Here is a 24,579-nt window from a genome sequence, read left to right on the forward strand (position 1 = left end):
CGGTGGTCAACGTCCTGGGTGTGGTGCTGTTCGCGTTGGGCATCGGGATCTCCGTCGCCCTGCACGAGTTCGGCCACCTGCTGACGGCCAAGGCCTTCGGCATGAAGGTGACCAGGTACTTCATCGGCTTCGGGCCGAAGATCTGGTCGTTCCGCCGTGGCGAGACGGAGTACGGGCTCAAGGTCATTCCGGCCGGCGGGTTCTGCGAGATCGTGGGCATGACCGCGCTGGACGAGGTCGCGCCGGAGGACGCGCCCCGCGCCTTCTACCGGCAGAAGACCTGGAAGCGGGTCATCGTGCTGTCCGCGGGCTCGATCACGCACTTCATCCTCGGCCTGCTCATCATCTACGTCGCCGCCATCTCGCTGGGCCTGCCCAACACGCAGAACCTGCCGATCGCCGGCGAGATCAGCCAGTGCGCGCAGGCCACGCAGGACCCGGTCACCGGCAAGTACAGCCCCTGCACGGCGTCCGACCCGGCTCCGGCCAAGGCGGCCGGCCTGCAGCCCGGCGACCGGATCCTGTCGGTCGCCGGCAAGCCCACGCCGACCTACAACGACATGGTGACCATCACCCGCGACGCCAAGGGCCCCACGCCCTTCGTGGTCGAGCGGGACGGCAGGCAGCTGACGCTGAGCGTGGACGTGGCCACGGTGCAGCGCATCCTGGACCCGACCAAGCCGCTGGGCCCCAACGACAAGACCGGGCCGGTGGGCGCGATCGGCATGTCGCCGTCGGCCACCATCAGCTACGGCCCGATCGCCGCGTTCGGCGCGACCGGTGTGTTCACCGGCCAGATGTTCGGGGCCGTGTGGGACGGCCTGAAGGCGCTGCCGACGAAGATCCCGGCGCTGCTCACCGCCATCGCCGGCGGCCAGCGCGACGCGGACGCCCCGGTCAGCGTGGTCGGCGCGAGCCTGATCGGCGGCCAGGCGGCCGACCGCGGGCTGTGGTGGTTCTTCGTGATCCTGCTCGCGAACCTGAACTTCTTCGTCGGCGTGTTCAACCTGCTGCCGCTGCTGCCGCTGGACGGCGGGCACATCGCGGTCAACCTGTACGAGCGGGTGCGTGACGCCGTGCGCAAGTGGCGGGGCAAGCCGGCGGGCGCGCCGGTCGACTACGTGAAGTTGTTGCCGCTGACGTACCTGTTGGTGTTGTTGGGTGGCGCGTACACCCTGTTGGCCATCACGGCCGACATCGTGAACCCCATCAAGCTGGGGTGAACGCTGGGTCGAACAGGGGATGACGCAGCGTGATGGTTCGTTGCGTCACGTAGCGGCGGTGCGCGTCCTGGACCGTTCAGACGGTAAGTTGGAGAGGTAGAAGGCCCCGTCGATCTGAATGGATCAGCATGGTTGTCAGCCTTGGTATGCCTGCGACGCCTCCTCCCGTACTGAGCGAGCGGCGGCGGACCCGGCAGCTGCACGTCGGCTCGGTCGGCGTCGGCAGTGACTACCCCGTCTCGGTCCAGTCCATGACCACCACGCTCACCGCCGACGTCAACGCCACCCTGCAGCAGATCGCGGAGCTGACCGCGGCCGGCTGCGACATCGTGCGCGTGGCCTGCCCGTCGCAGGACGACGCGGACGCGCTGCCGGCGATCGCGCGCAAGTCGCAGATCCCGGTGATCGCCGACATCCACTTCCAGCCCAAGTACGTGTTCGCCGCGATCGAGGCCGGCTGCGCCGCGGTGCGGGTGAATCCGGGCAACATCAAGAAGTTCGACGACAAGGTCCGGGAGATCGCGCAGGCGGCCAAGGACCATGGCACGCCGATCCGGATCGGTGTCAACGCCGGTTCGCTGGACCCGCGGCTGTTGCAGAAGCACGGCAAGGCCACGCCGGAGGCGCTGGTGGAGTCGGCGCTGTGGGAGGCATCGCTGTTCGCCGAGCATGACTTCCACGACATCAAGATCTCGGTCAAGCACAACGACCCGGTGGTCATGGTCCGGGCCTACGAGCTGTTGGCGGAGTCGTGTGACTATCCGCTGCACCTGGGTGTGACCGAGGCCGGTCCGGCGTTTCAGGGCACGATCAAGTCGGCGGTGGCGTTCGGGGCGCTGCTGCGGCAGGGCATCGGGGACACGATCCGGGTGTCGCTGTCGGCGCCGCCGGTGGAGGAGATCAAGGTCGGCACGCAGATCCTGCAGTCGCTGAACCTGCGTCCGCGCAAGCTGGAGATCGTGTCGTGCCCGTCGTGTGGTCGGGCGCAGGTGGATGTGTACAAGTTGGCCGAGGAGGTCACCGCCGGCCTGGAGGGCATGGAGGTGCCGCTGCGGGTGGCGGTGATGGGGTGCGTGGTCAACGGGCCCGGTGAGGCCCGGGAGGCCGATCTGGGGGTGGCCTCGGGCAACGGCAAGGGGCAGATCTTCGTCAAGGGGCAGGTCGTCAAGACGGTGCCGGAGCACCAGATCGTCGAGACCCTGATCGAAGAGGCCATGCGCATCGCCGAGGACATGGAGCCCGTCGACGGCGCCTCGCCGGTCGTCACGGCCTCCTGACCCACGGATTCGCGAACCATTCGGGCGGCGCCGCACGGCGCCGCCCGAGTCGTCCCTCCCGGTGCCTAAGATCCGCTAAGTGGGTGCTCATGCGCGCAGGTTGCCTGCGTTATCTGGCAGGCTGGGAAGCGTGTTGAGGCTTGCCGGGGCACGGGTGCTCGACGATCGCGACGTGTCGGCGGTGCGCGCCGTGCTCGACGAGGACCCGGTCGCGTCCTGCATGGTCGCCGCGCGCGTGGAGGTCGCCGGGGCGGACCCGTGGCGGCTGGGCGGCGAGCTGTGGGGCATGGAGGGCCGTCCCGCCCGCAACGGCCGGCTCACCGGCCTGTGCTTCTCCGGCCCGAATCTCATCCCGTTGTCCGGCAACCGCGCCGCGCTGCGGCACTTCGCCGACCGTGCGCTGCGCCGGCACCGGATGTGCTCCTCCCTGGTCGGCCCGGCCGACCTGGTGATGGGGCTGTGGCAGGAGTTGGAGCCGGTGTGGGGGCCGGCCCGCGAGGTGCGCCCGCACCAGCCGCTGCTGGCGATGGGCGGTTCCCCCACGGTCAAGCCAGATCCGCTGGTCCGCCCGGTGCGGCCGGACGAGCTGGACGTCTACCTGCCGGCGGCGGTGGCCATGTTCACCGAGGAGGTCGGCGTCGACCCGCGGCTGGACGACGGCGGCGCCGGCTACCGGGCCCGGGTCGCGGAGCTGATCGCCAGCGGCCGCGCGTTCGCCCGGTTCGAGAGCGGCCAGGTCGTGTACAAGGCCGAGATCGGCGCCCTGTCGGAGAAGGTCGGGCAGATCCAGGGCGTGTGGGTACGCCCGGACCGGCGTGGCCAGGGCCTGGGCGCGAGCGGCACCGCCGCGGTCGCCGACCGGCTCGTGCGGGGGCTGGGCCGGACGGCCAGCCTCTACGTCAACGGGTTCAACGCGCCCGCGCGGGCGGCCTACCGCCGGATCGGCTTCTCGGAGGTCGGCCGGTACGCCACCGTGTTGTTCTGAGTTGTTCTGAGCAGCCGTACGGCCATATCACGCGAATTTGTCGGGCCCGGTTGGCATACTGCGGGCCGTGCCGAGAAAGCTGCCGCTGGTCGTCGCGTTCGCCCTGGTCCTGCCGCTGAGCGCGTGCGGCCTGTTCGAGTCGAAGCCGAGCCAGGACGACATCGCCAAGAACTTCCTCGCCGACTTCGCCAAGGGCGACACCGCCGCGGCGGCGCAGCTCACCGACGATGCGAACGCGTCGAAGGCGCTGATGGACAAGGTCAGGACGGCGCTCAAGCCGACCGGGGTGACGCTGACCGCGGGCGCGTCCCAGCCGCCCAGCGGCGACACGGCCACCGTGCCGTTCAACGCCAGCTGGAACCTCGGCAAGGACCGCACCTGGACCTACCAGGGCTCGCTGGCCATGACGCAGGCCAGCGGCGACTGGCGGGTGCACTGGCAGCCCGAGGACGTGCACCCGAAGCTGTCGGCGCAGCAGTCGATCGCGCTGACCGTGCTGCAGCCGGACCCGGCCCCGGTGCTGGACCGGGACGGCGCGCCGCTGCTCGCCCCCACGCCGGTGATCAGCATCTCGCTGGACCGCAAGCAGGCCGGCGACCTGAACTCGGTGGCCACCGCGCTGGCCGCGGCGTTGAACAGGTTCGACAACACGATCACCGCACAGTCGATCATCGACGGCGCCAGCAAGACGCCGGACGGCCAGGCGTATTCGATCGTGAACCTGCGTGACGCGGACTACCAGACGGTCAAGCCGCAGATCCACGAGCTGCCCGGGGTGAGCTTCGCCACCCAGACCCAGTTGCTGGCCCAGAACAAGTCGCTCGGCCCGCAGTTCCTGTCCACGATCAAGACCGCGGTCAACACGCAGGTCGCCGGCGCGGCCGGCTGGCGGGTCGTGACCAAGGACGCGGCCGGCAACGACGTGGCCGACCTGGCCGGCAAGGACCCGCAGCCGGCGAAGTCGCTGACCACCACGATCGGCACCGGCATCCAGGCCGCCGCGCAGGCCGCGATCGCAGGGGTGCAGCAGCCGGCGGCGATCGTCGCGATGCAGCCGTCGACCGGGGAGGTCCTGGCGGTGGCGCAGAACGCGCCGGCCGACGCGCAGGGCCTGATCGCGCTGACCGGGCAGTTCCCGCCCGGCTCCACGTTCAAGATCGTCACGGGCGTGTCGGCGCTGGAGGCCGGCAAGGTGACGCTGGACGGCCCGCTGCCGTGCCCGGGCAAGACCACCATCGACGGCCGGGTGATCCCGAACGAGAACGAGTTCGACCTCGGCACGGTGCCGCTGCGCACCGCCTTCGCGCAGTCCTGCAACACGACGTTCTCCCAGATCGCCGCCACCCAGCTGACCAGCCAGCAGCTCGCCGACACGGCCAAGCAGATGGGCATCGGGGCCGACTTCAACGTGCCGGGTGTGGTCACGGTGACCGGGTCCGTGCCGGTGCCGACGTCCACGGTCGAGCGGGCCGAGGACGGCTTCGGACAGGGCAAGGACCAGGTCAGCCCGTTCGGCATGGCGCTGGTGGCCTCGACCGTGGTCAAGGGCTCGATCCCGACGCCGACGCTGATCCGCGGCACCGAGACCAAGGTCAACACGCCGGCGCAGCAGCCGGTGCCGGGGCCGGTGCTGGACTCGATGCGGCAGATGATGCGCGCGGTGGTGACGGACGGAACCGCCAAGGCCATCAGGGACATTCCCGATGTGGCCGGCAAGACCGGCACCGCCCAGTTCGGCGACGGCACCAACTCGCACGGTTGGTTCGTCGGCTACCGCGGCGACCTCGCGTTCGCGGTGCTGCTGGTCGGCGCGGGCAGCTCGTCCCCGGCCGTGGTGGTGGCGGGCAACTTCCTACGGGCAGTCAAGTGAGTCAGTAGATCCGCGTGGACGTGTAGAGCAGGTCGAGGTTGGTGTCGGTGAGCGTGCCGTTCGCCGCATAGCAGGCGAGGTAGACGTACGAGTCGTTCCGCGTCGTCTCGTTCATGCCCGTGAGCGCGCAGTAGTTGCCGACCCCCTCGGCGGTGACGTGCATTGTGCTGGGGGAGTAACCGTTTCCGAGCCGGGCGGTGTACTTCCCGGTTGCCGTGCGGGAGAAAGTCACCAATCCCCACTGCCCGCCGCCGGTCACGACGTAGTCTCCGACCAGCTTTCGGTTGTCGTCCAACAGGTTCTGGCCGGAGGCGGCGCTCGCGGCGAATGCCGTGTCGGCGGCCGCGCCGGAGGTGTCGACGCAGGCGACGTCCACGGAGTCGCCGTGCCGGCCGGCGATCGAGCAGTGCCTCGGCGCAGAGCCGATGGCGGCTAGTTCGACCACACCCGTTGCGGCGCCGGCAAGCTCTGCCGTGTAGCGGCCGACGCCGGTGCGCACCACCTGGCCGGCATTGCGGCCGTGCTGCCAGTCCGGGGCGAAGGCGGTGGCGCCGGGCTGGTCGTCGACGACGTAAGAGCGCGTGCCGGGAGCGGCGATCGGGTTGGCGCCGCTGCCGGCGGCGAAGAACACCAGGAACGGCACGTCGCTCACCGCGCCGGTCCTGGTGAAGCAGCGGACGTCGACGATCTCGGCGGCACCGTCCTGACGCCACTGTTCAGGCTGGCAGTAGCTGCCGGTCGCGCCGGTGTCAAGGGCGGTGACGGTCACGGTGCCGCCCGGTGTTCCGGCCAGTGGCATGCGGATCCGCTGCCGCCCGGTGCCGAGGCGGGTGCCCGTCGGGTGTTCCGCCGACGGCGGTGACTGCATCATCCAGATACCCCAGGTCCAGTTGGCCTGGTAGTTGGGGGTGGCGGGGTCGTAGGCGGTGAGGTCGTCCGGCTGCCCGTCCGTGCGGCGGTGGTCGTCCCGGGCGAAGCCCCAGCTGAGCGTGGTCGGGGGAGGGGACTGTGGGCCCGGGCCGCCGCCGTTGCCGTTGCCGGTGGTCGGCCCGGGCCGACCACCGCTCGTGATCGGGTCGCCGATCGGCGTGGCACCGGCTGTTGTCGAAGCGCCGGTGGTCGTCGGCCCGCCGGGGAATCCCGTTGTCGGCGACGATCCGGGTGTTGTCGTGTCGACGACGACCGGCTGCCCCGGATTCGGCTCGGCCGCCGTGGTCGGCGGATGCGACGACGACGTCAGCAAGGCCGCGACGAGCGCCGACACCAGGCTGATCGCGCCCGCCACCCGTAACACCTGCGGATGGCTGACCACGAACTGCTGCACCGGGGCCGGCACCTTCATCGCGGCCACTTGCGCCTGCCGGAGCAGCCCCAGCAGGCCGGTCACCTGCTCGGTCGGCGCGTCGCCACGGTAGCCGACCTGGTCGGCCAGCCGGCGGATCCGGTCCGCCGCGACGTCGTCGACGGTGTCCAGCCCGTCGCTCATCAGCGCCACGACCAGCTCGAACGCCTCTTCCACCTTCCCGTCGGCGTACTTGCGGGCGGCGATCGAGTACCGGAAGTACACCTGGTCGCGCACCGAGTCCGCGCCGAGCGCGGCCTGCAGCCCTAGCGCCAGCACCCGACCCCAGGCGCCCCAGTGCCGGGCCGACACCAGCTTCGTCGCCGCGGCCCGGGCCAGCGCCAGCGCGACATCGTGGCGGTCGGCGTCCAGATTCGCTTGCAGCGCCTGCTCGATCACCATGATCTCGGCGGCGACCTGTTGCGCGTCAACGGTTTCCGTCACCCAGGACGTGATCCGCCCGGTGACGGCCTCGACGTCGAGCCGGAGCTCCGCGGGGATCAGCCCGGCAATGCCGGCGGCCAACCGGAAACGCTCGCCCTCGGCCAGCAACGTCGTGCCCCGCAAGGTTTCCACGGTTGCTTGCGTCGGAATCTCGGCGACCGTCGCGAGGAGCGGCCAGCCCCATTCCGTGTTCTCCAGTGCGGCAAGCGTGAGCACGGCGGCGCGGGGGTGCTCGGCCAGCCAGCCGATCAAGCGCGGCACGATCACCTTGGTCTCATCGGGACCGAGGCCCTCCGGCAGTGTGTTCTGCTGCCTGGCCTGGGCCAGGTAGTCGCCGAGCAACGCGACCTTGCCCGGGTGCTGGCCGTAGCCGGCGCACAGCTCGGTGACCTGCTGGCGCACCGCGGCCGGCAGGCGCTGGTCGAATCGCGACCGCAGCAGCTCCCGGCTCGCCTTCACCGGAAGCCCCGCCAGCAGCACCCGGACGTCGCGGCCGCCACGAAGGTCGGACCGGTCCGTCGCGACGACGAACACGCTGCGCGGCATGGCCCCCAGCACCGCGGCCAGCTCGGCGGCCGGGCAGCGCGGATTCTCGATGATCACGAGCGCCCGGAGACCGGTCATGGCCTGCCGCAGCACGGTCGACGGGATCGGGCGGTCCGCCGGGAAGTCGCAGCAGGCGTCCAGCACCGCGCGCAGGATCTCGTCGGCGTCGGGCAGCAGCGACGCCGTCCACACGATCGCCTGCATGTCCGGCACCGTGAGCAGATTCCTGTGCGCGGCGTGGCGGAGCAGCGTGGTCTTGCCGATGCCGGCCGGGCCGAACAGCTGGACGTTCCGGCCTTCGGCAAGCGCCTCGGCCAGCCGGTCCAGCTCCTTCTCGCGGCCGAGACACAGCGGATTCCCCAGGTCGAGCGTGCGCGGCAGCTCGTCCTTCACCCGGATGTCGCCGACGTCGAGCGGGCGGGCGCAGGCCCGCTCCACGTGCAGGTACTCGATGCTGCCGGCCTGGATGAGCATGCCGGTGTTGTCGCCGGTGTACTCGTTCCGTGTGCCGCCCACGGCCGGCACCCCCTCACGGTCGAGTGATGCATCGCACACCGGCGTCGGCCCGTTACGTCCCGTCAACGCCGGGCCGACACCCGGCCGCGCGGGCAAGTCGTAGGGTGATGGGCATGCCCGTGCGTGCCGCTCTCAAGCCCGGTGAGTTGTCTCCCCGGCGACCCGTCCCCAACCACATCCCGCGTCCCGAGTACGTGGACAAGCCGGCGCCCGCGCGCAACACCGACCCCTGGGTGCAGCCGCCGGAGATCATCGAGGCGATGCGGGTCGCCGGCCGGATCGCCGCGCAGGCGCTCCAGGAGGGCGGCAAGGCGGTGCGGCCCGGCGTCACCACCGACCACATCGACGCCGTGGTGCACGAGTTCCTCTGCGACCACGACGCCTACCCGTCGACGCTGGGCTACCGGAACTTCCCCAAGTCCTGCTGCACCTCGCTGAACGAGGTGATCTGCCACGGCATCCCGGACTCGACGGTGATCGAGGACGGCGACATCGTCAACATCGACGTGACGGCCTTCATCGGCGGCGTGCACGGCGACTGCAACGCCACCTTCCTCGCCGGCGAGGTCAGCGAAGAGGCGCGGCTGCTGGTGGAGCGCACCCACGAGGCGACCATGCGCGCGATCAAGGCGGTGCGGCCGGGGCGGCAGCTCAACGTGGTCGGCCGGGTGATCGAGTCGTACGCCAACCGCTTCGGCTACGGCGTCGTCCGCGACTTCACCGGGCACGGCATCGGCCGCTCCTTCCACAGCGGCCTGGTGGTGCTGCACTACGACGAGCCCAGCGTCACCACCGTGCTGGAGCCCGGCATGACCTTCACCATCGAGCCGATGATCAACCTCGGCACCATCGAGTACGACATCTGGCCCGACAACTGGACGGTCACCACCAAGGACCGCAAGTGGACCGCCCAGTTCGAGCACACCATCGTCGTCACCGACACCGGCGCGGAGATCCTCACCCTGCCGTGACCGCTCGGAAGGGACCATTCCTCTCGTTGGATGAGAGGAATGGTCCTTTCACAACATCTCCAGCAGCTCGGTGAGTGCGGCCGCCACCGGGGCCGGGTCGGTCGCGGGGGCCAGGTGGTTGGACGCCAGCTCCCGCACCGGCCAGCCCGATTCCCGTGCGGCGGCGGCATGTTCGGCGTACGTCTCGGTCAGCAGCAGGTAGCCGCTGGGGCCGTCCCACTCGGCGGAGGGCCGCTGCTCCTTGAGGAACTCGACGGCCACCTCCGGCTCCTCCTCGGTCATCTCCGCCCGCAGGGCCTCGTCCAGCTCCGCGAACGGGTTCGGGGTGAACCAGTCCGACCAGCGCGGCAACTGCCCCTCACGGGCCGACGCCCGCAGCGCGGCGAACCGGGCCGGCTGCAGCTGCCGGAAGCTCTGGCCCGGCGTGGGCAGCTCGGCGTCCACGTACACCAGGCCGGCGACCATCTCGTCCAGTTCGGCGGCGAACGCGGGCAGCAGCGGCCCGGCGCCGCTGTGCCCGACCAGCACGGCCGGCTCGGTCAGCTCCACCTCGTCCATGGCGTCGGCGAACGCGCCGATCAGCCGCTGGTGCACCGGCGCCGCGCTCACCGTGACCCGAAGGTCGACGAGACAGGACTCGACGCCACCCGCCGCCAGCGTGTCGGCCAGCGGCCGCAGGCTCGCCGGACCGAGATAGGGACTGTGCACGAGAACGACGGTGGGCATGACGAGGATGATGGCAGTCCGAGGAAGCGGGGAGGGACACTGTGGGCGCATTGCTGGTCGCCGGCACGACATCCGATGCCGGCAAGAGCGTGCTGGCCGCCGGCATCTGCCGCTGGCTGGCGCGGCGAGGCGTGCGTGTCGCCCCGTTCAAGGCGCAGAACATGTCCAACAACTCGGCCGTGACGGTCGAGGGCGGCGAGATCGGGCGGGCGCAGGCGCTGCAGGCGGCGGCCTGCGGGCTGGAGCCGAGCGTCCGGTTCAACCCGGTGCTGCTCAAGCCCGGCGGCGACCGCAGCTCACAGGTGGTGGTGCTCGGAAAGGCCGTCGGCGAGGTCAGCGCGATGTCCTATCGGGACCGCAAGCGTGAGCTCTCCGTGATCGCCCAAACGGCCCTTGCGGAGCTCCGATCGGAATTCGACATCGTCATCTGTGAAGGCGCAGGTTCACCCACTGAGGTCAATCTGCGGGCCACTGATATCGCGAACATGGGCCTCGCGCGGGCCGCGAACCTGCCGGTTGTCGTCGTCGGCGACATCGACCGCGGCGGCGTGTTCGCTCATCTCTTCGGCACGCTGGCGCTGCTCGAACCGGCAGACCAGGCGCTGATCGCCGGTTTTGTCGTCAACAAGTTCCGCGGCGACCCGGCGCTGCTCGAGCCGGGACTGCGCCAACTGCGCGGTGTCACCGGCCGTCCGGTGTACGGCGTGCTGCCGTGGCGTGAGGATCTGTGGCTGGACGCCGAGGACTCGCTGTCCTATGTGGCCGATGGCGTGATCGGCCGTCCGGCCCCGCCGGTGGGCGAGCAGTGGCTGCGGGTGGCGGTTGTGCGGCTGCCTCGCATCTCCAACGCCACCGATGTGGAGGCACTGGCCGGCGAACCCGGCGTCGCCGTGCGCTTCGTCACGGAGCCGTCGCGGCTGACCGACGCGGATCTGGTCGTGCTGCCCGGTTCCAAGGCCACGGTGTCCGATCTGGACTGGCTGCGCCGCACCGGCCTGGCCGACGCGGTGCGGGCGCACGTGCGGCGCGGGCTGCCGCTGCTGGGCGTCTGCGGCGGCTTCCAGATGCTCGCCCGGACCATTTCCGACGACGTCGAGTCGGGCGCGGGCGAGGTGCCCGGCCTGGGCCTGCTCGACACGGCCATCGGCTTCGCCGCGGACAAGACGCTGACCCGGCCGGCCGGCAAGGCGTTCGGCCACGCGGTCACCGGCTATGAGATCCACCACGGTCGCGTGCTGCGCCGCGGGCCCCGGCTGGACGGGCTGATCGAACTGTCCGATGGCGACACCGAGGGCGTGGTGGCCGGGCCGGTCATCGGCACCCACTGGCACGGCCTGCTGGAGAACGACGGCTTCCGCCGGGAGTTCCTGCGCTGGGCGGCGGCCACGGCCGGCCGTGACGGCTTCACGGCCGCCGAGGGCACGTCCTTCGCGGCCGCCCGGGCGGCCCAGCTGGACCTGCTCGGCGACCTGGTCGAGCAGCACATGGACACCGACGCGCTGCTCGCCCTGATCGAGCGCGGAGCCCCCGGTGGGCTTCCTGTGCTGCCGCCGGGGGCTCCGCCGCTCGACTGAGCGTCAGTGCGAGGTCGAGGTGGCCGTCGTGCTGGTCGGCGCGGCCGAGGAGCTCGGCTGCGCGCCGCGGTCCACGTTCAGGATCGCCTTGGCCACGTCGCCGCCGCCGGCGCCGAGGCCGGTCGCGTAGTTGGAGATGATCTCCTGCTCACGCGCCGGGTCGGTCTGCTGGCCGCCCGCCGAGGTGCGGATCTTCTGCACCGTCGCGGAGGCCTCGCCGCGCTGCTTGAGCAGTTCGATGATCTGCTTGTCGAGGCTGTCGATGATCTTGCGCTGCTCCGCGATCGAGGCGGACGGGTCGCCCGTCGGCACCGGCGGCGCCTGGCCGGCCGGCAGCGAGGACGGCGCCTCCTTGCTCGGGGAGCAGGCCGCCGCGGCAAGCAGGGCCACCCCACCCAGACCGGTCAGCGCGGCCCGGCGGGACAGGCTGGTACTGCGGACGTCCATCGAGAACCTCACATAAGCAGGTCTTCGGCACGATCATTGCCCTTGCGCGCCCGATCGTAGGACCTCGCTCGTCAGGCCCGTTCGGCGGTGTGCCGCTCGAGGAGCTCGTCGAGGAACGTGCCGGCCTCGCAGGCGGCCCGTTCCGGGTCGCCTGCGCGCACCGCGTCCAGGATCCCGTCGTGCGAGATCTGCCCCGACTCGCGCGGCGAGATGTTCACCGTGGCGGCCACGCTGGCCCGCACGACCTCGGTCAGGCCGCGGTGCAGCTCGGTCAGCAGCGCGTTGTGCGAGGACTGGACGATCAGCAGGTGGAAGGCGGTGTCCCGCTCGATCATCGCCTCCCAGGCCTGCTCGGCGGCGGCCTGGTTGCGCTCGGCCAGCACGGCCTCCAGCTGGGCGATGTCCTCGGCTGTTCGGTGCCGGGCGGCCAGCCGCGCGCCCTCCACCTCCAGTGTGCGGCGCACCTCCAGCACCTCGCGTAGCTCGTCGCCGACGAGCCGTCGGACCGCGCCGGACAGCTCGCTGGTGGCGCGCACGAACGTGCCGTCGCCCTGGCGGACCTCGAGCAGGCCGGCGTGGGCGAGGGCGCGGACCGCCTCACGGACCGTGTTGCGGCCGACACCGAGCGCGCTGACCAGTTCGGGTTCGGCGGGTATGCGCTGGCCGACGGGCCACTCCCCGGACGAGATCGCCTTTCGCATCTGCTCGATCACCTGGTCCACGAGGCCGGTGCGGCGAGTAGTGGCCAACGGCACGGGGTCATCCTCTCGTCCGGACATCCTATGTTTGCCATAGTGTGACAGTGGCGACCCAGCACCGTGTGCCGGACCGAACTCCGTCGACCGAACAGAGTGCCATCCGACGCAACCAGACAGCGCATTTGCTTGAGCCGGCAACGAAACCGCGCTCGCGACACGCCGTGCTGGCCGGAACCACCCTGCTGGCGGTTGCGGTCACGCTGGCGGCGGCCAACCTCCGCATCTCCGTGACCAGTCTGTCCTCGGTGCTCGGCGACGTCCAGCGTGGACTCACCGCCGGCTCCGCATGGGCGAGCGCGGTGACCGCCGCTCCGTCGATCTGCTTCGGCCTGGCGGCCCTGTTGTCGCCGTGGCTGGCCCGCCGGATCGGCGGCGGCCCCGCCATCGCCGTGGCGCTGGCCGTGCTGACCGCGGGCCTCGCCGTCCGGGTGCTGGCCGGAGCGGGGCTGCTGCTGGCCGGCACGTTCATCGCCTGTGCCGGCATCGCCGTGTGCAACGTGCTGGTGCCCGTCGTGGTGAAGGAGTCGTTCCCGAACCGGATCGGCCTCGTCACCGGCTTCTACAGCTCGTCCATGGCCGCCGGCAGTGCCGTCGCCGCCGCCGTCACCCCGCCGCTGGAGACCGCCGCCGGCGGCTGGCGACCCGCGCTCGCGGCGTGGGCCATCCCGGCCGCGCTGGCGCTGGCGGTGTGGCTGTTCGGCGCCCGCAAGGACACCGATTTCGTCACCGATGCCCAGCCCCAGCACGCCGCCCGGAACCTGCTGCGGGTGTCGATGGCGTGGGTGTTCACCCTGCTGTTCTCGGTCCAGTCGATCTACGCGTACGTGATCATGGGCTGGCTGCCGGAGATCCTGCGCGACGCCGGCATCGGCCGCGACACCGCCGGCGTGCTGCTCGGCGTCACCATGGTCATCGCGGTGCCGCTCAACCTGTTCGTGCCGGCCGTCGCGGCCAAGCTGCGGGCCCAGTCCGGCGTGATGATCGGGTTGACGGTGGCGCCGGTGCTCGGCGTGCTCGGCCTGATGTTCGCGCCGGCCTTCGTGCCGCTGCTGTGGGCGATCCTGCTCGGCGCCGGCATGGCGATCTTCCCCGTGGTGCTGACCATGATGGCGCTGCGCACCCGCACGTCCGCGGAGACCACGCAGCTGTCCGGCATGTCCCAGGGCTTCGGCTACCTGATCGCCGCCGGCGGCCCGTTCGCCGCCGGCCTGGTGTACGGCTGGCTCGGCTCCTGGACCGTCCCCCTGATCCTGGTGCTCGGCATCCTCGCCGCCCAGGCCACCCTCGGCGCCATCATCGGTCGTCCCCACTACATCTAACCCGCGCCCCTGTCAACCCCTCCGCGCTCGGAACGGACCATTCCTCAACTCCGAGTTGAGGAATGGTCCGTTCCGAACCTGGCAGGCGGGGTGTGGTCAGGCATCGAGGGGGAGCTTCAGGAGGGCGTTCTCGATCAGCTCGGGCATGGCCGGGTGGATCCAGTACTGGCCGCGGGCCATCTCCCGGGCGCTCAGGCCGAAGCTCATGGCCTGGATCAGCGTCTGGATCAGGGTGGGCGCCTGCGGGCCGATGATGTGCGCGCCGAGCAGCTGCCCGGTGGCGGGGTCGGCGATCAGCTTGGCGAAGCCGGTGGTGTCCTCCATCGCCCAGCCGTAGGCGATGTCGGCGTAGTCCTGGCTGGCCGTCACGTAGCGGATGCCGCGCTCGCGGGCCTGCTGCTCGGTGAGGCCGACGGAGCCGATCTGCGGCGAGGAGAACACACCGTGCGGCACGAACCGGTGGTCGGCGTCGATCGGCGCGTCGGGGTGCAGCAGGTTGTGCTGCACGATCCGGGCCTCGTGGTTGGCGACGTGCTTGAGCTGGTAGTCGGAGCTGACGTCGCCGAGCGCCCAGATGCCGTCGACGACGGTCCGCTGCTTCTCGTCCACGACGACCCGGCCGTCCCGGTGCAGAGTGACGCCGGTGGCCTCGACGTCGAGCAGGTCGGTGTTGGGAATCCGGCCGACCGCGGCCAGCAGGACATCGCCCTCGACGACCTCGGCGCCGCGCGGCGTCTCCAGGTGCAGGCGGATCGAGCCGTCCTCGACGCGTTCGACGCGGACGGCCTTGGCGTTCAGCCGAACGTCCCACTTCTTCGCGGCGATGTCGGTGAAGCGGGCGGCGATCTCCTCGTCCTCGGCGCGCAGCAGCACGCCGGAGCGGGCCACGACCGTGACCTCCACGCCGAACGAGGCGAACACGTGCGCGAACTCGGTGGCGACGAAGCCGCTGCCCAGCACGATCATCCGGCGCGGCAGCTCGTCGAGGCGCATCACGTCCTCGTTGGTGAGGAAGCCGACCTCCTCGATGCCGGCCACGTCCGGCACGACCGGCCGCGAGCCGGCGGCGATCACGAACCGGTCGGCGGTGATGACCTCGCCGGTGCCGGTGTCGAGCGTCTTGGGGCCGACGAAGTGGGCCTGGCCCTCGTACACGGTGACGTTGGCGTTGCCCTCCATCCGCCACCGCCGGCCGCCGGCCGCGATCGGGTCGATCCGGCCGAACACCCGGTCCCGGATCTCGGGCCAGCGCACGCCGTGCAGCTCCTCGTCCACGCCCAGCCGCGCCGCGCCGGCCGGGGTGGCCGCGACGTCCGCGGTGTGCACGAACATCTTGGTGGGGATGCACCCCACGTTCAGGCACGTGCCACCGAACACGCCCTTCTCGACGATCGCCACGTCCCAGTCGGCGAAGCGCTCGTCGACGATCGAGTTGCCGGATCCGGTGCCGATTACCACCAAGTCGAAGTGCCGCACATACCCATCAAACAGGAAGGGTGGCCGGAGGATTCCCCCGGCCACCCTCGGTGTAATGGATTCGTCAGTGTGAGTAGACCGGCGTGATGATCGCCCGGGCCAGCGTGTGGAAGGCGAGGTTGAAGCTGACCACGGCGGCGGAGGTGTCCGGCGTGACCTCCAGCTGCTCCACGTCCACCGCGTGCACGACGAAGTAGTACCGGTGCACCTGGTCGCCCTGCGGCGGGGCCGCGCCGCCGTAGTTGGCGGTGCCGAAGTCGGTGCGGGTGTGGAACGCGCCTGCGGGCAGCGAGTCGTCGCCCGCGCCCGCGCCGGTGGGGAGCTCGGTGACCGAGGCCGGGATGTTGACCACGAGCCAGTGCCAGAAGCCGGACGGGGTGGGGGCGTCCGGGTCGAAGCAGGTCACCACGAAGCTCTTGGTCTCCGCGGGGAAGCCCGCCCAGCTCAGCTGGGGCGAGGTGTTGTCGCCGCTGACGCCCATGCCGTTGAAGACCTGGGCGTTGGGCAACTGTTGGCCGTCCGTGACGTCCTTCGAAGTGACCTCGAACGAGCCGACCGCGGGAAGCAGCTCGTAGGGGTCCGGTGCGACGGGACGATCGAGACTCATGGTGTGGCCTCCGTGACGCGGGGTTGTCGGAGCCAACCCTAGTCCGGATCGGCGATACGGACTCGTCGACGCTGTGCAACCTAGACCCCCGATCGGGCGTCACTAAGATGAGTGATGCTCAATTACGGGGTGGAAGGTTCGGTCGCGTGCGTGCTCCCTTGGTCGCTGTCGCCGTCATTGTGACGGTTGCCCTGCTAGCTGGGTGTCAAGCCGGCACCGAACGTTCCGTCGCGGGCATGGCCCCCGACACCACCAGTAGCTCCCCGACTCCGACGAGTAGCACGACGACCACCATCGCCGCGCCGCCGAGTGTCCAGCAGCCGTACCCGTTCGGCCAGACCCAGGCCAACGCTCCCGCCATTGTCGGCGGGAAAGCGCCGGTGGTGCGCCGGATCGACACCACCAAGCCGTACGTGTTCATCACCATCGACGACGGCGCCGTGCGTGATCCCCACGCGCTCGAACTGATCAAGCAGTCCGGCGCGCGGCCGACCCTGTTCCTGAACGAGCGGTACGTGCACGGGCACGAGGACTACTTCAAGCAGTTGCAGGACCAGGACGATCTGGTCATCGGCAACCACACGGTCAGCCATCCGGATCTGTCCAAGATGTCCTATGCCGCGCAGAAGAAGGAGATCTGCGACGACTCCGACGCCTTCGCCCGGGCGTTCGGCCACCGCCCCACCCTGTTCCGGCCGCCCTTCGGCAACTACAACGCCGACACGCAGCGGGCCGCCGCCGACTGCGGGCTGAAGGCGGTCATCCTGTGGACCGCGGCCGTGAACGACGGCGTCGTGCAGTTTCAGGCCGGCAACAAGCTCAAGCCCGGCGACATCGTGCTGATGCACTTCCGCAAGACCTTCGTGCAGGACTACACGGCGTTCATCAACCGCGCCAGGCAGGACGGCCTGACGCCGGTCCCGCTGCCGGACTTCCTGGCCTGATCAAGCCCGGAAGTCAAGCACTGTCCCGCGTCGGCGCCAGCACCGCGAACGCCTCGTCCATGAGCTTGTTCGGCTCCACGGTCGGGCCGGCGGCCAGCCAGTGCCGGCAGACGACGTCGAAGACGGCGAGGGCGGTGCTGGCCAGCACGTCGGCTTTGAGCGCGGAGACGGATCGGGCCTGCAAGGCGTCGGTCAGGAGCTTGCGCCAGCGGTCCTGCTTGTCCTGGTGACGGGCCCGCAGCGACGGCGTCTCGTTGATCAGGCGGAGCAACGCCATGGCCTCGTCGGTGCGGTGCAGCATGGGCGCGAGCAGCACGGCGCAGGCCGTGCGCAGTGCGGTCCAGGGCGGTTCCGACGCCGGGCGGGCGGCGACGGCGGCGGCGAGTTCCTCGCCGAGGTCGTAGAGCAGGCCGAAGACGGTGTCTTCCTTGGTGGGGAAGTAGCGGAAGAAGCTGCGCCGGGACAGGCCGGCGGCCTCGGCGATCTCGTCGACGGTGGTCTGCTCGAAGCCGCGCTCGACAAAAAGGGCGAAGGCGGTCTCGGCGATCTCGGTCCGCATCGCCAGCCGGGCCCGCGCCCGCAACCCCTCCGTCATGTCTCTGAGTGTAGCCGAGGGCATCGAATGACACAGGTGGCACTCAGTGTCATACTGGGCTCAAACGGCCCCCGATACCCGGAGACACGCCATGGCACAGCACTGGACCGAAGCCGACATCCCCGACCAGACCGGCCGGACCGCGCTGGTCACCGGCGCCAACGCGGGCCTCGGGTTCCACGAGGCCCTGCAACTGGCCAAGCACGGCGCGCACGTCTACGTGGCGGCGCGCAACCCGCAGCGCGGCGAGGCGGCGATGACCAAGCTGCGCCGGCTGGCCCCGGCCGAAAATTTGGAGCTGGTGTCGCTGGACCTGGCCGACCTGGACTCCGTCCGCAAGCTGGCGGCCGACCTGCCGCCGCTGGACCTGCTCCTGAACAACGCCGGCGTGATGGCGGTGCCCCGCCGGCACACCACCAAGCAGGGCTTCGAGCTCCAGTTCGGCACCAACCACCTCGGCCACTTCGCGCTCACCGGCCTGCTGTTGCCGGGCCTGCTGGCCAAGCCGGGCAGCCGGGTCGTCACCCTGAGCAGCGGCATGCACCGCATGGGTCGGATCAACCTGGACGACCTGCAGGCGGAGCGCCGCTACAGCCCGAACACCGCGTACGCCCAGTCGAAGCTGGCGAACGCGATCTTCACGGTCGAGCTGGACCGCCGCCTGAAGGCGGCGGGCGCCGACGTGATCAGCGTCGGCGCCCACCCCGGCTACGCGGCCACGGACCTCCAGTACAGCGGCCCGCAGCACGGCGGCGGTGGCGCGGTGTACGCGTGGCTGATGAAGGTCTTCACGCCGCTCGTCGCCCAGTCCGCGGCGATGGGCGCGCTGCCGGCGCTGCGCGCGGCGGTCGACCCGCAGGTGCGCGGCGGCCAGTACTACGGCCCGGGCGCGCTGTTCGAGCAGCGCGGCTACCCCGTCGAGGTGCACTACATCAAGCCCGCCTACGACGCGGAGCTGGGCCGCAAGCTGTGGGACGCCTCGGTGAAGCTGACGGGCGTCGACTACGCGGACCTGCCCGTCAAGAACTAGCGGCACAGAATCCGGTTGTGGGCCTCGCGGAGGTCGGCGGCGGTGCCGTCGCCGACGCTCCGCCAGCCGACAAAACCGTCCGGCCGCACCAGGATCGCCCCGTTCTCGTCGATGCCGGTGACGTCGGCCCAGCCGGGAACCGCGTGGACCGGGATGCCGACCTCGGCCGCCGCCGCGAGCCAGCCGTCGGCCTTGGTCCCGGTCACCAAGGTGAAGCCGTCGATCAGGTCCAATGTGGACGTTTCCGGTGACACCCACAGATGGGGGATGCGGCTGCCGGGCGTGCCGTCGAGGGTGAGGTCCTCCAGTGACGGCAGCGGTTCCGCGCCGATCACGGCCGGTGAGTCGTACCGGTAGCCGGCGATCACCACCAGCACGTTGGCCATGCCGACGGCGGCCCGGTCGGCGGCCCGCTTGGCGCTGAAGTCCCAGTGCAGTTCCCGGTGCTCGCCGCGGATCAGGCTCTGCTCCATGGTGAACTGGGCCACGGGCTTGCGTTCCAGCTCGTACGTGTCGAGCAGCGCGTCCCCGCCGGCAGCCAGTTTCCAGGCCAGGTTGTGCCCGTCGGCGACGCCGGTGTTCAGGCCGAAGCCGCCGGTCGGCGGCACCACGTGGGCGGCGTCGCCGATGAGGAACACGTTGCCCTGACGGAACTTCGTCGCCACCCGGGCGGTGGACGCCCACGGCAGCATGCTGATCACGTCCACCTCGACGTCGCCAACCCCGGTGGCGGCGCGGAGCAGCCGCTGGAACTCCGAGACCGGCATGCCGGGGTCGCCGCCGGGCACGTGGAAGATCCACCGGTCGCCGTGGTCGACCTTCATCAGGATCCCGGTCGACTCCTCGTTGCGCAGCACGGACATCGAGTACTCGGGCACCGGCAGGCCGGGGGCCCGGAACAGCACGTTGAGCATGTGGCCGCCGAGCACGCCGGGGCCGGTGGTGCCGATGCCGAGCAGCTCCCGGACCCGGCTCCGCGCGCCGTCGGCGGCGATCACGTAGTCCGCCTCGACGGTCTCGCCGGACACCGTCGTCACCACGCCGTCGTCGGTCGCAGCGACCACTTCGGCGCCGAAGTCGATCCGGACCCCGAGGTCGCGGGCCAAGTCCAGAGCCGCGCGGTCGATGCGGTGCTGCGGGCAGGAGCCCAGCGAGGCCGGCCCGATCTCGGGAAACGCGATCGGCCCGGTCGTCGCGGTCAACTCGGCCAGGCTGGGCCCGCTGGCCACGCCGCGCTGTTGGTCGTCGGTCTCGAACTCGATGCCGGCCCAGCGCACGATCTCGGCCGACCGCGGGTTCAGGCCGAACGCCCGCGGGTGGTCCGACACCGTCGCCCGGCGTTCCAGCACCCGCACCGAAACGCCCTGCCTGGCCAGGAAAACCGCGGTGCACAGGCCGACCGTGCCGCCGCCGACGATCACTACATCCATGGGGTCCCCCTCCAAAGTGGGAACGTTGTTCCCGACTTGGGAACACTGTACCCGCTTAGTAGGGTGGGCGCCATGCCCCAAAGGTTCACGCTGGTCTGGACCCGGCTGGCGGAGCAGCGCCGGCGCCAGTCGCTGAGCGTCGAGCAGATCGTCGCCGCCGCGATCCGGCTGGCCGACGCCGAGGGCACGCAGGCGCTGACCATGCGCCGGGTGGCCACCGAGGCCGGCACCGGCACCACCTCGCTCTACCGCTACGTCACCAACAAGGACGAGCTGCTGGAGCTGATGGTCGACGCCGTGCAGGGCGAGGACGAGTGGCCGGCGGCCCCGTCCGGCGACTGGCGGGCCGACCTGACGGTGGTCGCCAACGGCATGCGGGTCACGATGCTGCGGCACCCGTGGCTGGCCACCGAGCTGCGCAGCCGGCCGACGCTGGGCCCGAACGCCTTGCGGCAGGCCGATTTTGCCCTCGCGGCGGCCGGCGGGGCGACCTCCGACATCACGCTGGCCTCGGCGCTGCTCGGGGCCGTGGCGAACTACGTGCACGGGGCGGTGCTGGCCGAGCTGTCGGAGCGGGAAGACGTGCGCAGCACCGGAATGAGCCAGGACGAGTGGCGCTCGGCGGTGTCGCCGTACGTGCGGGAGGTCATCATCGACAGCGGGAACTACCCGCAGGTGGCGCGCCGCATCTTCGAGGCCGAGGACCTCAGCCACGACCAGCAGTTCGCCTTCGGGCTGGAATGCGTGCTGGCGGGCATAGAAAAAAGCGTGGCCCGCTGACCGCGAGCCACGCTTCTCCTCACTGCGTCAGGCGCTCAGCACCGGCGCGGTGACCGGCTGCAGCGCGATGTCCAGCACCTCGCGGACGTCGCCGACCAGGTGCACCTCCAGCTGCTCACGAACCGAGGCCGGGACGTCGTCCAGGTCGGGCTCGTTCCGCTTGGGCAGCAACACCGTGGTGATGCCCGCCCGGTGTGCGGCCAGCAGCTTCTGCTTGACGCCGCCGATGGGCAGCACCCGCCCGGTCAGCGACACCTCGCCGGTCATGGCCACGTCCGAGCGGACGGGCCGGCCCGACAGCAGCGACGCCAGCGCGGTGGTCATGGTGACCCCGGCGCTCGGGCCGTCCTTCGGCACCGCGCCGGCGGGCACGTGGACGTGCACGCCGCGGTCCTTCAGATCGCCGACCGGCAGTTCCAGCTCGGCGCCGTGCGAACGGAGGTAGCTCAGCGCGATGTGCGCCGACTCCTTCATCACGTCGCCCAGCTGCCCGGTCAGCGCCACCCCGGTCGAACCCGTCTCCGGGTCGGCCAGCGAGGCCTCGACGAACAGCACGTCACCACCGACGCCGGTGACCGCGAGACCGGTCGCCACGCCCGGCACCGCCGTGCGCTCGGCCGACTCCGGCGTGTGCCGCGGCCGTCCGAGGAAGTCGGGCAGGTTGGCGTCGGTCACGGCCAGCGGCAGCTTCGCCTCGTCCACGGCCGCCTTGCGCAGCACGCGGGCGAGCGACCGCTCCAGGTCGCGGACCCCGGCCTCCCGGGTGTACTCCGCGGCCAGCCGGCGCAGCGCGTCGTCGGTGACGGTCACGTCGTCGGCGGTCAGCCCGGCCCGCTCCAGCTGGCGGGCCAGCAGGTGGTCGCGGGCGATGGTGACCTTCTCCTCCTCGGTGTAGCCGTCCAGCCGGACCAGCTCCATCCGGTCCAGCAGCGGGCCGGGGATGGCCTCCAGCACGTTGGCCGTGGCCAGGAACAGCACGTCCGACAGGTCCAGCTCGACCTCCAGGTAGTGGTCCCGGAACGTGTGGTTCTGCGCCGGGTCCAACACCTCCAGCAGGGCCGCGGTCGGGTCGCCGCGGTAGTCGGAGCCGACCTTGTCGACCTCGTCCAGCAGCACGACCGGGTTCATCGAGCCGGCTTCCTTGATCGCCCGCACGATGCGACCGGGCAGCGCGCCGACGTAGGTGCGCCGGTGGCCCCGGATCTCCGCCTCGTCCCGGACGCCGCCGAGCGCGACGCGGACGAACTTGCGGCCCATGGCCCGCGCGACCGACTCACCCAGCGAGGTCTTGCCCACGCCGGGCGGGCCGACCAGGGCGAGCACGGCGCCGCTGCGCCGGCCGCCGACGACGCCCAGGCCCTTGTCGGCCCGGCGCCGCCGCACCGCCAGGTGCTCGATGATCCGGTCCTTCACGTCGTCCAGGCCGGCGTGGTCGGCGTCCAGCACCGCCCGCGCGCCCGTGATGTCGTACGCGTCCTCGGTCCGCTCGTTCCACGGCATGTCCAGCACCGTGTCCAGCCACGTGCGGATCCAGCTGACCTCGGGCGACTGCTCGGAGGTCCGCTCCAGCTTGTCCACCTCGGTCAGCGCCGCCTCGCGCACCTTCTCCGGCAGGTCGGCGGCCTCCACGCGGGCCCGGTAGTCCTGCTCCTCGGACGCCGGCTTGCCGTCCAGCTCGGCGAGCTCCTTGCGGATCGCCGCCAGCTGCTGGCGCAGCAGGAACTCGCGCTGCTGCTTCTCCATGCCCTCCTTGACGTCCTTGCGGATCGTCTCGGCCACGTCCAGCTCGGCCATGTGCTCACGGCCCCAGGCCAGCAGCTTCTCCAGCCGCTCACGGACGTCGACGGTCTCCAGCAGCCAGATCTTCTGCTCGTCGGTGATGTAGGAGGCGTAGCCGGCCAGGTCGGCCAGCGCCGACGGGTCGTCGACGCCCTGCACCGAGTCGACCACCTGCCACGCGCCCCGCTGCTGCAGGATCGAGGTGACCAGGGTGCGGTACTCCTTGGCCAGCTCGCGGGTGGCCTCGTCGACCGGCGGCTCGTCCTGGATCTCGGCCTCCACCCACAGCGCCGCGCCGGGGCCGGTCGTGCCGGTGCCGATCTTCACGCGGTCGGTGCCGCGGACGACCGCCGCGCGCTCGCCGCCGGGCAGCCGGCCGATCTGGGTGATCACCCCCAGCGTGCCCACCTTCGCGTACTTGCCCTCCAGGCGGGGCACCAGCAGCACCTTCGACCCGGTGTCGCCGGCCTGCGCGGCCTCGACGGCGGCGCGGATCTCCGCGTCGGCGAGCTTGACCGGCACCACCATGCCGGGCAGCACGACCACGTCGTCCAGCGGGAGCACCGGGAGTGCCAGTGTTTCGCTCACGTCTTCCACCTTCCACAAGGTTGAGTCGTACTGGCTCAACCAACTGGAGTCGGGAAGTGTTCCCGAACGGATGTTCGCCGACAGCGATCCGCGCCACGGTCACTGAGCGTGACCTTGTTGACGGTGCGGCACACCTGGCCAAACGCGCCGTGACGCGACAAAATCCCTGCGTGTTCGTGACCCGACCGAGGTGGACACCGGGCAAGCCGCGCCCCCACCATTAACACGATCGGGTGAAATTTTGCGGAAGGGGTCGCGCGGATGCACCGTCCTCGGTGGATACCTGCCGACGTCGACCTGGACCGCCCCAACCCGGCCCGGATCCTCGACTACTTCCTCGGCGGCGCGCACAACTTCGCGGTCGACCGGGCCGCCGCCAAGAAGGCCGTGCAGGCCATGCCCGAGGTGGCCAACGGCATGCGGGCCAGCCGGTCCTTTCTGAGACGCGCGGTGACGTGCCTGGTGGCGGCCGGTGTCGACCAGTTCCTCGACCTCGGCTCCGGCATCCCGACCGTGGGCAACGTGCACGAGATCGCGCACCGGATCAATCCCGGCGCCCGCGTGGTGTACGTCGACAACGAGCCCATCGCGGTGGCGCACAGCCGGACCATCCTCGGCCACAACCCGCTGGTCGCACCGGTGCGGGCCGATCTGCGCCACCCCGACTCCGTGCTGAACCTGCCGCAGGTCCGCGAAATGATCGACTTCTCCCGGCCGGTCGGGCTGATCGCCATCGCCGTGCTGCACTATCTGCCGGACGCCGATGATCCGCACGGCCTCGTCGAGGCCTACCGCAATGCCCTGGCGCCCGGCAGTTACATGGCGATATCGCACGCGACCGTCGACTTCGTGCCGGACGACCAGCTGGGGGCGGTGAGCCAGGTGGAGGGGATCTACCGGCAGATCAGCGCCCAGCTGCACCCTCGCCCGTACGGAGAGGTGGCCAAGTTCTTCACCGGCCTGGAGCTGATCGACCCCGGTGTGGTTCCCGTCCGGCAGTGGCGGTCGGAGTGGAACGACCAGAACGAGGGCAAGGTCCACCTATCCTACGGCGGCGTCGCGCGCAAGCCCTGATTTTTTGGGGTACGTGAGTGGCTCATTTCGCATATAGGCGCACCTGAGCCACTCAGGTCGGGGTAAAAGCGCAAATGAGCCACTCACGTGCGGGTAAGGGATGGGCCGCGTGGGGTGGGTCTCGTGCGGCCCGGGTGGGGCGGGTTCGGTGGCTAGGCTGAGCCGGACCAGACGGCGGTGTTGCGAGGAACCCGGTGCAAGTCCGGGGCGGTCGCGCCACTGTGAAAGCCAGACACTCCACCACCGGCCGTGATGTCTCTACCCGGGGCGCGGGACCC

20 protein-coding genes and 1 riboswitch are annotated in these 24,579 nt (G+C 70.9%); of the genes, 11 read left to right on the plus strand and 9 right to left on the minus strand.

What is annotated here, in order from left to right; translation table 11 throughout:
* The first annotated feature begins 2 nt into the window (after nt 1-2).
* From BJ998_RS26625 to BJ998_RS26640, 4 genes are all read left to right on the plus strand, one after another.
* Nucleotides 3-1,223, plus strand: a complete 1,221-nt coding sequence (locus BJ998_RS26625) for a M50 family metallopeptidase (RefSeq protein ID WP_184865956.1) — start codon at nt 3-5, stop codon at nt 1,221-1,223.
* 128 nt (nt 1,224-1,351) lie between these two features.
* A complete protein-coding gene (ispG, locus tag BJ998_RS26630) occupies nt 1,352-2,500 on the plus strand; it encodes a flavodoxin-dependent (E)-4-hydroxy-3-methylbut-2-enyl-diphosphate synthase (protein ID WP_184865958.1) in 1,149 nt (382 codons plus the stop codon).
* A 130-nt stretch (nt 2,501-2,630) separates the two neighbouring features.
* The gene (locus BJ998_RS26635; RefSeq protein WP_184865960.1) at nt 2,631-3,485 is read left to right on the plus strand and encodes a GNAT family N-acetyltransferase; all 855 of its coding nucleotides are present in this window, start codon (nt 2,631-2,633) and stop codon (nt 3,483-3,485) included.
* A 67-nt stretch (nt 3,486-3,552) separates the two neighbouring features.
* On the plus strand, nt 3,553-5,355 hold the full coding sequence (locus BJ998_RS26640) for a penicillin-binding transpeptidase domain-containing protein (protein WP_312890338.1): 1,803 nt from the start codon (nt 3,553-3,555) through the stop codon (nt 5,353-5,355).
* Nucleotide 5,356: 1 nt separating this feature from the next.
* Here BJ998_RS26640 and BJ998_RS26645 read toward each other — a convergent pair whose 3' ends face one another.
* Entirely contained in the window at nt 5,357-8,203 is a 2,847-nt protein-coding gene (locus BJ998_RS26645; protein WP_184865962.1) for an ATP-binding protein, read from the minus strand.
* A gap of 113 nt (nt 8,204-8,316) precedes the next feature.
* On the opposite strand from BJ998_RS26645, the gene map reads away from it, so the two are divergent.
* Entirely contained in the window at nt 8,317-9,174 is an 858-nt protein-coding gene (map, locus tag BJ998_RS26650) for a type I methionyl aminopeptidase (protein WP_184865964.1), read from the plus strand.
* A 48-nt stretch (nt 9,175-9,222) separates the two neighbouring features.
* Here map and BJ998_RS26655 read toward each other — a convergent pair whose 3' ends face one another.
* On the minus strand, nt 9,223-9,900 hold the full coding sequence (locus BJ998_RS26655) for an alpha/beta fold hydrolase (protein WP_184865966.1): 678 nt from the start codon (nt 9,898-9,900) through the stop codon (nt 9,223-9,225).
* Between the two features lie 41 nt (nt 9,901-9,941).
* Here BJ998_RS26655 and BJ998_RS26660 point away from each other — a divergent pair, with 41 nt between their 5' ends.
* Nucleotides 9,942-11,474, plus strand: a complete 1,533-nt coding sequence (locus tag BJ998_RS26660; RefSeq protein ID WP_184865968.1) for a cobyric acid synthase — start codon at nt 9,942-9,944, stop codon at nt 11,472-11,474.
* Nucleotides 11,475-11,477: 3 nt separating this feature from the next.
* Here BJ998_RS26660 and BJ998_RS26665 read toward each other — a convergent pair whose 3' ends face one another.
* Both BJ998_RS26665 and BJ998_RS26670 read right to left on the minus strand, forming a co-directional pair.
* Nucleotides 11,478-11,921: a chorismate mutase gene (locus tag BJ998_RS26665; protein WP_184865970.1), complete on the minus strand. Its 444-nt coding sequence runs from the start codon at nt 11,919-11,921 to the stop codon at nt 11,478-11,480.
* 71 nt (nt 11,922-11,992) lie between these two features.
* Complete coding sequence (locus BJ998_RS26670) at nt 11,993-12,676, minus strand: FadR/GntR family transcriptional regulator (RefSeq protein ID WP_184865972.1); 684 nt, start codon at nt 12,674-12,676, stop codon at nt 11,993-11,995.
* A gap of 164 nt (nt 12,677-12,840) precedes the next feature.
* On the opposite strand from BJ998_RS26670, the gene BJ998_RS26675 reads away from it, so the two are divergent.
* A complete protein-coding gene (locus BJ998_RS26675; RefSeq protein ID WP_312890339.1) occupies nt 12,841-13,998 on the plus strand; it encodes an MFS transporter in 1,158 nt (385 codons plus the stop codon).
* Between the two features lie 96 nt (nt 13,999-14,094).
* On the opposite strand, the gene BJ998_RS26680 is transcribed toward BJ998_RS26675, so the two are convergent.
* On the minus strand, nt 14,095-15,474 hold the full coding sequence (locus BJ998_RS26680; protein WP_184865976.1) for a mycothione reductase: 1,380 nt from the start codon (nt 15,472-15,474) through the stop codon (nt 14,095-14,097).
* A gap of 64 nt (nt 15,475-15,538) precedes the next feature.
* Nucleotides 15,539-16,081 (minus strand): kinase inhibitor, encoded by a 543-nt coding sequence (locus tag BJ998_RS26685; protein ID WP_184865978.1) that lies wholly within the window; start codon nt 16,079-16,081, stop codon nt 15,539-15,541.
* Between the two features lie 236 nt (nt 16,082-16,317).
* Here BJ998_RS26685 and BJ998_RS26690 point away from each other — a divergent pair, with 236 nt between their 5' ends.
* Nucleotides 16,318-17,025 (plus strand): polysaccharide deacetylase family protein, encoded by a 708-nt coding sequence (locus tag BJ998_RS26690; RefSeq protein WP_246488659.1) that lies wholly within the window; start codon nt 16,318-16,320, stop codon nt 17,023-17,025.
* A gap of 13 nt (nt 17,026-17,038) precedes the next feature.
* Here the strand turns inward: BJ998_RS26690 and BJ998_RS26695 are convergent, their stop codons facing one another.
* Entirely contained in the window at nt 17,039-17,620 is a 582-nt protein-coding gene (locus BJ998_RS26695; RefSeq protein ID WP_184865982.1) for a TetR family transcriptional regulator, read from the minus strand.
* Nucleotides 17,621-17,711: 91 nt separating this feature from the next.
* Between BJ998_RS26695 and BJ998_RS26700 the strand changes: the two genes are divergently transcribed.
* Nucleotides 17,712-18,650, plus strand: coding sequence for an oxidoreductase (locus BJ998_RS26700; RefSeq protein WP_184865984.1), 939 nt, complete (start codon nt 17,712-17,714; stop codon nt 18,648-18,650).
* Here BJ998_RS26700 and BJ998_RS26705 read toward each other — a convergent pair.
* Nucleotides 18,647-20,080: an FAD-dependent oxidoreductase gene (locus BJ998_RS26705; protein ID WP_184865986.1), complete on the minus strand. Its 1,434-nt coding sequence runs from the start codon at nt 20,078-20,080 to the stop codon at nt 18,647-18,649. The genes BJ998_RS26700 and BJ998_RS26705 overlap by 4 nt on opposite strands.
* Nucleotides 20,081-20,152: 72 nt before the next feature.
* Here BJ998_RS26705 and BJ998_RS26710 point away from each other — a divergent pair, with 72 nt between their 5' ends.
* On the plus strand, nt 20,153-20,860 hold the full coding sequence (locus BJ998_RS26710) for a TetR/AcrR family transcriptional regulator (protein WP_184865988.1): 708 nt from the start codon (nt 20,153-20,155) through the stop codon (nt 20,858-20,860).
* A 27-nt stretch (nt 20,861-20,887) separates the two neighbouring features.
* On the opposite strand, the gene lon is transcribed toward BJ998_RS26710, so the two are convergent.
* Nucleotides 20,888-23,227, minus strand: a complete 2,340-nt coding sequence (lon, locus tag BJ998_RS26715) for an endopeptidase La (protein WP_184865990.1) — start codon at nt 23,225-23,227, stop codon at nt 20,888-20,890.
* A 261-nt stretch (nt 23,228-23,488) separates the two neighbouring features.
* On the opposite strand from lon, the gene BJ998_RS26720 reads away from it, so the two are divergent.
* The gene (locus BJ998_RS26720; protein ID WP_184865992.1) at nt 23,489-24,301 is read left to right on the plus strand and encodes an SAM-dependent methyltransferase; all 813 of its coding nucleotides are present in this window, start codon (nt 23,489-23,491) and stop codon (nt 24,299-24,301) included.
* A gap of 132 nt (nt 24,302-24,433) precedes the next feature.
* Nucleotides 24,434-24,560: riboswitch (cobalamin riboswitch) on the plus strand.
* Nucleotides 24,561-24,579 lie beyond the last annotated feature (19 nt).

Origin of the sequence: Kutzneria kofuensis (assembly GCF_014203355.1) — a bacterium.
Classification (GTDB): domain Bacteria; phylum Actinomycetota; class Actinomycetes; order Mycobacteriales; family Pseudonocardiaceae; genus Kutzneria; species Kutzneria kofuensis.